Source organism: Dysgonomonas sp. PF1-14, from assembly GCF_029892965.1.
Lineage (GTDB): Bacteria > Bacteroidota > Bacteroidia > Bacteroidales > Dysgonomonadaceae > Dysgonomonas.
Map to the genome: position 1 here is coordinate 1 of NZ_JARXWN010000031.1, position 12,889 is coordinate 12,889.

General features: G+C 31.5%; 12 protein-coding genes. 5 read left to right on the top strand and 7 right to left on the bottom strand.

Annotated elements, in window-relative coordinates:
- Nucleotides 1-146: 146 nt before the first annotated feature.
- From M2448_RS19955 to M2448_RS19970, 4 genes are all read right to left on the bottom strand, one after another.
- On the bottom strand, nt 147-1,250 hold the full coding sequence (locus tag M2448_RS19955; RefSeq protein WP_280647934.1) for a hypothetical protein: 1,104 nt from the start codon (nt 1,248-1,250) through the stop codon (nt 147-149).
- Complete coding sequence (locus M2448_RS19960) at nt 1,247-2,635, bottom strand: site-specific integrase (protein WP_280647935.1); 1,389 nt, start codon at nt 2,633-2,635, stop codon at nt 1,247-1,249. Before M2448_RS19960 ends, M2448_RS19955 begins: the two co-directional genes overlap by 4 nt.
- Nucleotides 2,636-2,781: 146 nt before the next feature.
- Nucleotides 2,782-4,395, bottom strand: a complete 1,614-nt coding sequence (locus tag M2448_RS19965; protein ID WP_280647936.1) for a recombinase family protein — start codon at nt 4,393-4,395, stop codon at nt 2,782-2,784.
- A gap of 454 nt (nt 4,396-4,849) precedes the next feature.
- Nucleotides 4,850-5,476 (bottom strand): recombinase family protein, encoded by a 627-nt coding sequence (locus tag M2448_RS19970; RefSeq protein ID WP_280647937.1) that lies wholly within the window; start codon nt 5,474-5,476, stop codon nt 4,850-4,852.
- 109 nt (nt 5,477-5,585) lie between these two features.
- Between M2448_RS19970 and M2448_RS19975 the strand changes: the two genes are divergently transcribed.
- From M2448_RS19975 to M2448_RS19985, 3 genes are all read left to right on the top strand, one after another.
- Nucleotides 5,586-5,816, top strand: coding sequence for a hypothetical protein (locus M2448_RS19975; RefSeq protein ID WP_280647938.1), 231 nt, complete (start codon nt 5,586-5,588; stop codon nt 5,814-5,816).
- A 398-nt stretch (nt 5,817-6,214) separates the two neighbouring features.
- Nucleotides 6,215-6,700 (top strand): outer membrane beta-barrel protein, encoded by a 486-nt coding sequence (locus M2448_RS19980; RefSeq protein WP_280647939.1) that lies wholly within the window; start codon nt 6,215-6,217, stop codon nt 6,698-6,700.
- A 28-nt stretch (nt 6,701-6,728) separates the two neighbouring features.
- The gene (locus M2448_RS19985) at nt 6,729-7,292 is read left to right on the top strand and encodes a hypothetical protein (RefSeq protein WP_280647940.1); all 564 of its coding nucleotides are present in this window, start codon (nt 6,729-6,731) and stop codon (nt 7,290-7,292) included.
- 215 nt (nt 7,293-7,507) lie between these two features.
- Here the strand turns inward: M2448_RS19985 and M2448_RS19990 are convergent, their stop codons facing one another.
- From M2448_RS19990 to M2448_RS20000, 3 genes are all read right to left on the bottom strand, one after another.
- Entirely contained in the window at nt 7,508-8,506 is a 999-nt protein-coding gene (locus tag M2448_RS19990; protein ID WP_280647941.1) for a hypothetical protein, read from the bottom strand.
- Nucleotides 8,507-8,772: 266 nt separating this feature from the next.
- Complete coding sequence (locus M2448_RS19995; RefSeq protein ID WP_280647942.1) at nt 8,773-9,882, bottom strand: DUF6575 domain-containing protein; 1,110 nt, start codon at nt 9,880-9,882, stop codon at nt 8,773-8,775.
- Nucleotides 9,875-10,258, bottom strand: a complete 384-nt coding sequence (locus M2448_RS20000) for a hypothetical protein (RefSeq protein ID WP_280647943.1) — start codon at nt 10,256-10,258, stop codon at nt 9,875-9,877. Before M2448_RS20000 ends, M2448_RS19995 begins: the two co-directional genes overlap by 8 nt.
- 485 nt (nt 10,259-10,743) lie before the next feature.
- On the opposite strand from M2448_RS20000, the gene M2448_RS20005 reads away from it, so the two are divergent.
- Nucleotides 10,744-11,013 carry a helix-turn-helix domain-containing protein gene (locus M2448_RS20005; protein ID WP_280647944.1) on the top strand — a complete coding sequence of 90 codons (270 nt, stop codon included), beginning with the start codon at nt 10,744-10,746 and terminating at the stop codon, nt 11,011-11,013.
- Between the two features lie 48 nt (nt 11,014-11,061).
- On the top strand, nt 11,062-11,736 hold the full coding sequence (locus M2448_RS20010) for a hypothetical protein (RefSeq protein ID WP_280647945.1): 675 nt from the start codon (nt 11,062-11,064) through the stop codon (nt 11,734-11,736).
- Nucleotides 11,737-12,889: the final 1,153 nt, after the last annotated feature.

Consider the following 12,889-nt stretch of genomic DNA (forward strand, 5'->3'; position numbering starts at 1 on the left):
CCCGTTTTTTTTGGGGGGGGAGAATTTGAAAGAATTTATATGATAAATATTCAACCGTGTAGTTGGAGCTTACACAAAGTTATGGACAGTCCCATCTATTAAGCCTATATTAATTTAACATATTTTCGCTATTGAATTAACAGATACTATTTTACATCCCAATATGTATAGTCAATCAGCTTCACATCCCAGAAATGGCAGAAATCTATATAATAAGTTTTGTCTGCCCTAAGGTATTTTCGGATACGGTTCAAATGCTTCTCTGTATCTCTATGTTTGGCATGGCTATACATATCTTTTCTGGACTGTCGGTATTGCTTTATAATCATCCGAATATAGTTTCTCAAAGAATTATCTGTGCCTGCGTTTCGCCCGTCCATTAATTGAAAATAGGAAAGGCACTTGGCTATAAATACACTTTCGTTATCGGTAATTGGCAGCTGTTCTATATCGTCATATTGGTCTTGTTCAAGGAAGCGGTTGTAACATATAAAGTAGAATATCCGTTCAGCAAATTGAGCCAAAGTATCATTTGTGGCTAATGCACCTTTTGAGGTATTTTGGAGTTGTCCAAATTTATTTTTCAAGTAATTATAGTTAATATCTTCCTCTTCAAAATGGAATGCTGCATATTCTTCTATAACAACATCGTCTACTTCAAACTCCCTGTGACGCATTGACAGCCTGACATTCCATCTGCTTTTATAGTCCTCAACCCATTGTGGGTCTGAGTTACTATTCAATATCCTTCTGGCTTCATTTATTGTTATAGGTTTATGATGGTAGCACTTAGCTTTGTACTCATTAAGCAGGGTGTCTTTTATAAGTAGGGGCAGAGTGTTGTTAGTGATGGTTGCATCATCCAGACTATTTATTATTTTAATTTTTACAGACTCGGAATACTTTGGGGTAAAGAATGGGAGTAGTGCTTTCGTAAGCTCCTTTTCGTATGCTACAACTTCCTTCTCCTTATCCTTCTCTTCTGATGACTTTACAAGACTGCCAGACATCTCCTTTTGGATACGGCAATGAACATATAGATAGGGAGCTAGTTTTCTTATGTTGCTGTCATCAGAATAAAAATTCAGGAAATCTATATAGGGAAAATTTTTGTCTGCATACAAATCATCCTCACATAAATTTCCTAACATATAATCGAAACAACAAAAATAAAGTGCTGTTATATACTCTTCTTGGAAAGTATCTTTGCTTAGTGGTAGCTGTTCAATCTGGACGGTGTTTGAGGTCATTGCTGTAACTGTTCTATTAACTTGGTTCGTTCCTCTGATGTTAATTTACCAATCAAAGATAATATTTCTTCTTGAGGTGCTTTCTTGTCTTCAAATATAGTTTCTAATGCTTGGTCGTAAACTGATGTTTCAAACTCTCCCATATATCTATCTGTGGTATCACTGCGCTCATGGGCGAGTATGCCCTGAACAACAGCGTTGTCAATATTCTTGTCTTTGGCAATTCTGGCAAATGTATGTCTTGCGATATGAAATGAAACTGTTTTGGTAATCCCAGCCTCCTTCGCTACCTGTTTGAGATACTTGTTAATGTAGGAAGTCTTCTTCTCTACATCAGCAAGCAAAGTCCGCCTAAGTTCTGGAAGCATCGTGTCTGCATCCGTTGCTTTTGCATAAGGTGTATCATTATCCAGCAAGGGAAATATATAGTCCATCGGCTTTGCATCTTCTCTGTAATATAAGGCAAGTATGTCTTTGGCTTTCTGTATGAGTTTTATATTTCTTATCTTATGATTCTTGTCCATCTGATATACAAGTCGTCCATCTTCTGCGATATTAGACCATCTCAACTGAATGAAGTCTCCGACCCTGACCCCTGCGCAGTAAAAGCTAAAAAGAAAATAGTTACGACTGTTCCATTTCGGAGTACCATCTGGCAAAGGAAGTTCCTCCAGTGCTTTCATTTCTGATTCATTTAATTTGGCTTTGACCGTCTTTATTCCTTTGTAAGAATATGACATAAAAGGATTCTTTTCAGGCTTTATAAGACCGTCTATCTCTATACTCCGATTTACTAATGTCCTGAAAATATTGAATACTACAGCAATAGTATTCGGATGAAGTTTCTTATCTGGATGCCGTTCATTCGTCAGTGATTTGAGATGGCTTTCAAAGCGAGCTAAGAGTGATGGCGTGAGTTCCGCAAAGGTCAAATCCCTTGTGCGACCCTGACTGTTTGATAAAAAATTCTCTAATTTATTATAGAAGCCATTGTACTTTTTGTAATTACGGTAACCGCCTTCGTCAAAAATCTCCTGCGTTCTCTTCTTTGCGTATTCAAGGAAAGAGGTACTCTTCTCTCCTGCAACCATAGTGGCTACAATCTTCTCCTTTGTAGCCATACCGCTATCCCTCAATTCCCGATATGTGGACTTCGCTTTTTCTAATTCATTTTCCAGAGATTCATTCCAGACTCTATGATTTGGTTCAGATGTGCGTATCCAGTTGCCCGCCTTTGCTTTAGGGTTAAAATCATTCTTGCTTTTTAGCTCTATAGAGGTCTTTGTACGCTTATGCTTCTTGTTCTGTGTTACCCGCAGTAAAATTACATAAGTTTTGTTTCTGGTAGGTTTATTATTTAGCTCGAAGTTAAAGGTTGTAGCCATATCTCTATCAGGTTTGATTATAAACAAAGATAGATAATTTTACTGAAACTTTACTGAAACTTTTTGTATATTTTATTACATTCAGTTACTTTTTAATATTTTCAAATTATATATAAGTAATTGGTTAATAGTATATTTAAAATGTATTAGAAAGTAATAGAATGTAAAGTTAGTAGTTCGGCTCTGGGTACTGAAGCGGAGAAAGTTGAAAAACTCTCTCCGTTTTTTGTTTTCACACCTCGTAATTCATTGGTTTGCTGATAAATTAAATCAAGTACCATATTATAAGAATTGGTTCGATATGAATTTCCATCAAAAACTACTTTTTGGGGAAACATCGAACTTAATAGCTTACATTTTACTTCAACCTTACCCTCACTTATATAGTAATCTAATCTGTTTATCAGTTCAATAGAGTATTTTAATTTTGGTTCGATATTGGAACGATTCAAGTTTTCATCTATATGCTTCTTTTTTTCGATAATAGCAATCTCCCTTTCATATCTTTCCTTCATCCTATCATAGTCCTCCTGCTTTATCTTTCCATCAAAATACATATCTTCTAATTTGTTTCGTCTTTCTTCTATTCTTATAATTTCAACATCGAAATTTTTAATCTCCATTGACTTTTCTTCATTATTTGTTCTGTTTAAATCTTTTAAGACCTCTGTGTATAACTTTAAGATTTCCTTATTTGGTTTCAAAGAAGAAACATATTTTGTAAATCCTTCGATAGCTTTTTCTGCTCTGCATCTGAAATGTTTTCCATCGACACTACAGTTATAATAATAGTACGTTCCACCATTTCCAGTACTTGGTGCACCTGTAATTGTGCCACCACATACAGGGCATTTTAAATAACTTCTCAAAAAAGCATCTGGGTGTGACTTCCTAGATAACTTAGGTGCTCCCTTCTTCTTCCCATCAAGAATTTCTTGCACTTTCCAAAAATCTTCAATCTCTTTTTCAGTTTTAAGGATAGGTTCATGTAGCCCATCTACATAATGAGCAGGAATAACTTTACGTCCATTTGCCACATCTACAAAGTCAGGAACAAAGACTTTACCTATATAGAACTGTTTCCTTAACATCTCAAAAAAAGATGTTTCAGGTATATTGTATCCATTTCGTGCAAACTGCTTTCTTATGTAACTTGGTGTTTCTACTCCCTTTGCTACTTCTGCAAATATCTGACGTATTTTTATAGCTTCTTCTTCAATTATTTCAACATATTTGTTGTAATCGTCTATTTTTACATTTCTATATCCTCTTGGCGCTTTATTTGTACATTTTCCTGCTTCTAATGAATCATGAATACCATTTTTAGTTCTCAAAGATATTTTGTTGTTTTCTGATTCTGCACTTCCTACATAAATCCCTAACATTGTTGGAAAATCTGATGAATTACTATCCAATGGATTTACAATAGAATTTACCCCAATATTTAATTTCTTTAGTTGTCGAATGTTGGTTAAAGCATATTCTAAATTTCGTGAATATCTATCCCATGTATAAAATAAAACCACATCAACATCATTTTTATTTGATTTCAGAAAAGCCATCATTTCCTTTATTTTAGGTCTTTTAGAGAACGTTTTAGCACTATAATCTTCTCTAAAAGGTTTGCCCACTATATTAATATTATTTCTTTTACAATATTCTGTTAAAGATGCTTCTTGAAAATCAAGACTTGTGCCTTTTGCCTGTTCATCACTACTCACTCTACAGTATATTACTGCATTTTTATATATATTCATCATACCTTTTAATTTTCTTTATTATTATTCTCAATCTGTAATTCAGCTAAAAAATAGAGGTAATCTCTTATTAGCTTTATTTCTTCTTCGCTATATTTATTATTCCTTTTGTTTAAAATTTTCTTACATACTTCTAAACTTACCATTCATAAAGATTTTTCCATCTTTATTTTTTCCACAATAGCAATGCTATTGATATTCTTTTCGAGAAAAAATACCAACTTACATATATTAGTAAGCTACTGGGTGACTACTATCTATGTTTGTGTTTTCACTAATATTTGCAATTATACCTTTATTATTTTTGATTCCCAAATTCTGGTGAGAAATTTTTCTGGATTTTTTTTGAGAGAGCATACACACAAGATAATGTACTCGATTTTTAGGGTTAGGTCTTTTCATTTTTTAGTCAGGTGGATACCTTGGTAGGGGGTAGGTAGGGGATACGCCCCACCTGTTAAGCAATAGCTTTCACTTTACGCAATGTATTTACACTTGTTCCTGTTATCTTTTGGATATTCCTTAATGAATAACCTTTTTTCAATAGCTTAATATCTTCTGTATACTGGCTCTTCATAGCTTCATTATCCTTTCTGTAACCAACTTTACGTCCTACACTGCCACCATTTGCCAAATGGTTCTTATAACCACTTTCTACACGTTCACGAATAGTCTTTCTCTCCATACGTGCGACTTCTGCCAATATAGTAATAAGGAATTGTGACATAGGGTTAATATCGCCGTTTGGTGATAAGGTTTCTATATTATAGTTCTGTATATGCAATGATATTTTGTTTTGATTAAGCAATTCAATGGTTTGCAAAGTCTGTAATGTATCACGACCTAAACGACTAAGTTCTGTTACTAACACTTTATCAATATTATTAGTATTAACAAACTCAATCATTTCCATTAATACAGGGCGTTCTGAGTTCTTTTTAGTACCACTTACTTGCTCTGCAAAGGCTTTTGCTATTTCAAAGTTATTTTGTCTTGCAAAGGCTGTTAAATCGTTTATTTGACGTTGGTAATCTTGTGTCCCATTTGTTGAACTTACTCTTGCGTATATTACTACTCGTTTCATTTTTGTTTGATGTTTATTTACAACTCAAAAGTAATTATATTCAATATATTTACCAAATAAAGGAGTAATTATTTTAATTATATTTACTAAATAATTATATCTTTGCATAATGAAACAAAAAGAAGCACAACAGAGGCAGGTTATCCATGTTCATATCTTAAGTACAGATGAACATTATTATTTTGGCTCAATACAAGCTGTTTACGACACTTTCAGTAAAGAACAGATAGGTATTGCAGCACAGACTTTATATAATCGAGGTTTAGATGAAAAGTATGTTAATGATAAGGCAGTAATTCGCAAAGGAATACTCATACAAAAAAGACATTCAAATAATTAGTTAAAATAAGAATTTATAATTTACTTATTTTAGCAACTGTCTGGACTAAAGCAAATTACGATAATTTTACTCTGGAATAATTTGCAGGAATTAAATAAATTGTTAATCTTTGTGATGTAATTCAATCATACATCAAAGTGTTGATTTGATTGAAGGATTTATTGAAAAAACGAAAGCGTTTAATTTATCCTATCTTCGAAAATCGCCAAATTTTAGAGACACACAGGATAATGCAACAGCGTTCACGTTCTATAAAGAGATAGGGCGTGGACTGCTGCTTGTTTGTGTGTCAGGTGTTTGGCGATACCTCGAAGATGAATGAGTTAGCAGTTCCACGCTTTCCTATTTTTGTAAACTACACATTTGGAACTATTGTGTAACATTAAACGTATTTCGTTATGAAAAAACTTTTTATACCATTGTTAATGGTATTTGTATGTGGTAGTATCTATGCACAGGATACTAAAAACTCTTTCCAAGCTAATATCTTGTATGGCTCAAAGATTAAAACAGCAGGATTTGGACTAACCTTTAATCTTACAGGAAAAAAGCACGAATTTTCTCCATCTATCAATGTTTTTCTTCCCAAAGATGATATCAAAGTGAGAGAAATCAATTTTGACTATCATCGTTTATATAGGATTGGCGACAAAGTCAAAGTATTTCCTATTGTTGGCTTTGCATTATCTGTATGGGATGGCTTTGGTGGAGAAGGAGATAGTGCCTTAGGCGACAATGATACTAAATTTGGTGCAAATCTTGGTCTTGGTGGTAGGTATTCAATTAATGAAAGATTTGATGCAGGGTTGCAGTTTAAATATAGTGCGATGTCTTCCTCAGGCTCACAGACTGTCCCTATACTCACAATAAGCTATAAATTATAAATCACAAACTTAATTCAGATATAAAATTATGAAAAAGAATAACTTCAAAAATTCAATTTATTTAGTATTAATATTAATATCAGGTTTTATTTTTTCGTCCTGTTCTGATGATGAGGAAGATAAGGATAATGATTCTCAATCTATTGAATTGGCTATAAATAACAATTCTGTTAATGTGTTTTCAGATTTAAGCACTATAACCTATCGTGTACCTAATTTAACAGGAACGAAGTCATTAACAGCTACCATATTCATTGATGAAGATAACAGCACTTTTCTATCAATACAGCTTCTTAATTTGGATTTAGATAATATAAAAGTTGGTGATGATTTGGCAAACCATAAATCTTATGAAGTAACCTTATATTACAAAAAGGAAATGTATCTTCTAAACAATTCCTTTGTTTCCAATAAAGATAAATTTAATGAATATAAAGGTCAGGTCGTTGTAACTGAATATGACAAATCAAAACAGAATATAAAATTAGAATTTAAAAATATCACTTTACCCCTAAACAAAAATATGTATCCTGATTATAATTATCTGATGAAAGTTAAAGGATATATTAAATGCAATATTGAAACTGAATAATCAATCTAACCTTTTAAATTAAATTCATACAAACTAAAATGTATCAATAAGTCTATTTATAGATTATATTGATACATTTTTATTTTCACACAAAATACATATTTTATACACAGGATAATCTTTATGGAGCGATAAACGCCAAATTAAACGTAAATAGTACGTTTGGAGCATATAAATATACATTTATACGTGTCAAATACCCTGTAATATGATACCTATTCGCTTAGTTTTTGTCTTATTTCTGTCAATATTCCACTGTAATTATATAACTGCTCGTTTCGTTGTTGAATAAGAGTTTTAATCTTCTTCATTCGTTCTGATAAGCCATTGCGAGAATTAGAACTATATATATGTTGGTCTTTCATTTCCTGTTCAATTTTCTTAATATCTCCATTATGTTTTTCAATAATAACATTCATAGCGTAGGTCTCATAATTGGTTATGTATTGTTTATTATTAATATCTCTTTCTCCAAAAATCTTATTGAATTGAGTGTGTAATGGGTTTTCCATTGATTTGAATATTTTACTTATATGGGTAGTATCTATATTCAGGGCATTACATATTTTATTTGGAGTCTCTAACTCCATTTCAAAACGTGTAACACCATCAAAATAATTTATTACGTCGTTTGGATTATTAAGGATTGAAAGGAAATCTTCATTCTTTATTATTTCCTTTTCTTTATCATATATAACAATAGATTCTTTGCAGGTTTTTGTTTTTACATCTTTATTAAAACGTATTCCCCCATTTCTATAACGTTCCCATTTGAAACGTCTGTAATTATTTACACATGAATTAAGGCTATTCAGTACATTGTCATTCAATTCATATTTTATATCATTGGTAACATGAACTTTTGAAAAATGACAATCACTTGCAATAGAATCAACATCGAGAGTACAAATACTAAGCTGATTGATATTCTTTAAACATTGCCTAAATGTATCTTTTGTTATAAGTTTAGGATAATCATCTAATAATATCTTAGATGAAAATTCTAATGTTAAGGTTTGGGAATTATCATTAATACCAATATATAAATTATATGGTATCAACTTATCATCCTTAGAGTTATAAGATATATTTATTAAATCTCCTTTTGTATTATATCTTGAATTAAACTTAATAAAAGTATTTATTAAGTATTCTTTATTGGTTCTAATTTTTACTGTATCAAATTTTAAATGTTTATTTTCATAACTACTCATTTTTAATTAATAATTAAACTTCTTATTTTTCAATCAGACTATATAATTTGAATTAACTATGTAGCCTGAAGGATACATTTTCCCCTTCTTGATAGAGAAAATGAAACTTTATCTATTAAAATATAAAGTATAAATATTAATAGTAAATAGTTAGTTGAAAAAATTTAATCTAAAAAAAAGAAAGTTGCTGTTCAGCAACTTTCAAATATATAGTTTATTAAAATTTATGTGTTGTTACACGTGATTGCACGCACTTATAAATATAATTACTCAATTTCATCAATTTCCAATAAATACAAAATAGACTTCTCTTTTGAACTAATATTATTCTGTTCAATTATTTCTTCGCAAGTTATTTTATATTTTGTTTCAGCAAGAACAACTCCTGATAATAGTTTAGGCATATTAGTGATACCTTTCACTTCATCTCCATCAATCGTTTTTAAAGTCCATTTACCTGAGTCTAAATATGAGCCAACCATATAACCTTCATATACCTTTATTTCTCTTTCTAATTCAGATGATTCAATTAATATTTCATACATTTTTTCCAACACAGGAATTGATACTTTATTTTTTAATACCTGAGCTTCTGAGATTGAAGATACCCATTTGTATTTTACAGAAATTTTATTTTGTATAAGTTCCTTAATGAAATTTTTGTAACTACTGATAGTATGTCCTTTTAAGGGTTCAATGGCTTTTCTTAATTCTTCTTCAGTTGAACTTTTTAACAGATTATCCAATGTCTTTAAGGTCTTATCTATTCGAGATGAACCAAATAAATCCAAATTAGATTCTGCATACATATGAACATTAAATGATGCAGCAGAATAGCTAAATACATTTAGTTTAAAATCATTATCGTTTTTTGTACCATCAATCTTTTTAAAACAATTAGATACCATTGCTTGATATTGAGTAGTAAGAACTGCTAATGTATTTACAGATATGCTATGAGAATTAATAGCATCAACAAATCCCAAATGTATTACAGGGTGATTATGTTCTATTGCTTCTTGTATTATAGAGACATCTTCTTGTTCATCAGAATAGAAATAACCTTGTTCAGGCAACATATCTTCTGAAAGAGCTTTCGTGGGGAATTGTTCGAGCAGAAAAATATTGTCATTATATGATACTTTATAGTATTCGTTTTCAAATTCAGGATGTATATATAACTCTCTTAAATCTAATTTACCTGAAATGAATAAACTTAACTTTTCTAATGAAATAGCGATTGAGATATAATTATAGGTATCTGAATCATCAAATAAAAGACATAAGTACCTTGTCCCAATTTTATCTCTTCCTATAAATAATTGGGGAACATCATAATATTCAAGAATTCTTTCTATGTTGATATACTTATTCATCCTTATACAAACAAGCACTATTAATATTAAAATCTTTCGAACGCCACCATGAATAATGAGAAGTACTAAGAGTTTTCAATAATAGACCATCATTCTTTCTTAGTGTTACTTTTGCGATTTTTTTATTTCTAAATTTGGGAAACTTTAATAAATTATTTGCATCCTGTAAATTTTTAAACACAGAAACAGCTCTTGTAATACATTCTGTTATTTCTTTACCTTTAAAAACTTTATCTTTTCCATAAACCTCTCTTTGGGATAAAAAGTCAGAAACATCTACATCATCTCCATTAATTACACGAAAGAACATTTCATTGTTAGGTTCTAACGCATTTTCTGGTGGACATTGTTCTGGTAGTTCTTCAAACCATTCCATAGATAATATAACATCTTTGAAGTTTATAACGTTCAAAGATAATTATTTGAGGTATAGATAAAAATTTATTTTCTCAATAAATTTAGATAACACTAAGATTCATGGTTTTGGAATCCACTCTCTTAATTCATAAATTAAGTCTAAATCTTCAAGAAATTGGTTCGAGAATAGAACGTTTAAGGGTACTAGAATAAGAGAGTTAAGGGCTGTAATTCAGTGGATTGCAGCCTTTTCTTTTTTGACTGCATAAGTATTGCATAACTTTTCTCAATTTCAGTATTCCGAAGAACCATTCTACTGATAATTAACATATAAAGATACAAATATATTTCTATCCTCATACTGTTAGACTCGATTTCTGTTGCCCCTTTTAGGGGAAAACATTCTCTCACATTCTAATATTTTCCCTTAAAAAGAACACTACTGCCGTTGTAACTTTGTATTATATTAATTTTAAAAATTGATTTCATATGAACAACAATCTTATGGCAGTGGTGTCAAATGATTTTTTGGAACAGCTAAAAGGTACGCTGGAGAAAGTGGAGAGATGTCTCAAGGAGGAAACAAAAGATTCTCCTATGTGGATGTGGGTAAAGTCGGAAGACGCTAGACAAATGTTTGGTGTGTCTCGTAAAACATGGCAGACGTGGAGGGATAGGAAGTACATTCCGTACTCTCAGTTCGGACAGAAAATTTATTTTCATCTGGATGACTTGAATAGTTTTATGGTAGAACATAAAATTCAAACTAACTAACTGCATTGTAAGTATTGGGGCTTTCAGTAGCCCCATATTATATTTATTATGATAGATGGTTTAAGTTTGCTTATTCGACATCCAGAAGATGTAGAGAGGATTAGACGAAATAAGAACCTGCATTTTGAAGCTAAGAAAAGTTATCACAGTGCTATGTATAAGGGCTTAGAAATTAAACTTAGAGCTAATTCATGTTGGATAAATGGTTCTTTACATAAGTTCAAGAATAGCGGAGAACACAATGCGGATGACTTCTTTTATTCAGATTTAGAAAATGTATTAATGGATATGTGTGATGAGATAGGTATTAATCCAAATTATGCCGAGATAAAGAATATAGAGATAGGGGTAAATTTAAAACTATCATACGACCCCATTTGTTTTATAGATTCAATAATAAAAAGAGAAACCTGTTATCCAGAATTAACAAACATTGGGGACGAAATTAAGTATTCTCAATATTCAATAAAAATATACTCCAAGTCGAGACAAGATAAAAGATATAAAGACGACAATATATTAAGGATAGAAACTCGATTTAAGAAAATGGTTAAAGCAAGAAAAGTAGTTGGGGAAATACAATATCTTGAAGATTTACTTGAACCTTACTTCTGGTTTCATTCGGGACGTTATCTTAACTCTCTTTTAAAAGATATAGATATTATAGACATACGGAAGTTATTGAAAGAAGATATTTCTACGGAAGATAAAATTGAAGTGTGATCATGGATACATTTAAGTAGATGGGAACGGTGTAGCACAAATCGTCAGCGGATGAAAGCAAAGGCTTACAAAATATCGGAGACCCACTCCCTGACCGACATAAAGGATGATATTCAACGAATGATTGAGTGTAAAGTTGATGAGCTGCTGGACCATCCCAAGATACAGCAATACAAACAACGAGTTGAAGCAGCAAGAGAAAAAATGTTACAGACTTACATATAGATAAAGTGTTAGTATGTAACATATATCCTAGTATTAGTATAGAGAAGAGAGGACAGTCCCCCTGACATCAAAAACACGATTCCAAACATAGAGATGTAACCCAGACAGAGCATATAAAAGACTTTATAATCTGACTATCGGGGTATGGGAAAAAGCATCTATAGGGAGGGGAGTTTTCCAGAGGTGGTAACACTCATAAGACATATGTACATTTTTTGAAAAAATAGTCAAAAAAAGCACCTGTTTTATACCTGTTAGAGTAAAATAATAAGAACATAGAATCTGTGTGAAAATGAAGCGTGTTGCGATATATAGAGAATCCCTAGGAGCTGGGTTGAGAGATTTATACTGTATTTTACCCTAAAATATGACCTCCCACATATAAAATATATAATTTTTTTCAGAATTTTTTATTTTGGGGGTCACAAGGAGGTAAAATTCGCTTTCTAACGACTAATTTTAAATAAATATTAATATTTCTAAAACAATAATTAACTTTATTTAAGCATTCGAGGTGTTTGTTGGTCGATTTAAGTCACTTTTCACCTTGAAATAACAAAATGCTTGCACGAAATAAAATAAGGGCTTAAATCGCTTTATTTTAAGTCGGATGTATCCTGTAGGCTTATCATATCGGGTCAGGGTGGTATCTGAGACCTACCGACCCGCTAACGGCGACTATGTACCTCCCCCCCTGATAACCGAATACAAGCCGATAAGAGCCTTTTTATTTATTCAGTATCATGTTATTGTAAGTGTCGGAATAGTTGTATATTTGCAATATCAGGCGGTCAAGGTGTTGGTCTGTCTGGTACTTATTAAAATAAATGAAGTCACTGCTGTCCCATTAAAATCGCAAATATCTCTTTAATTTATTTGATAATTAGTTAGTTACAGGTATTTTTCGAGCGCGACGATTTCAATTTAT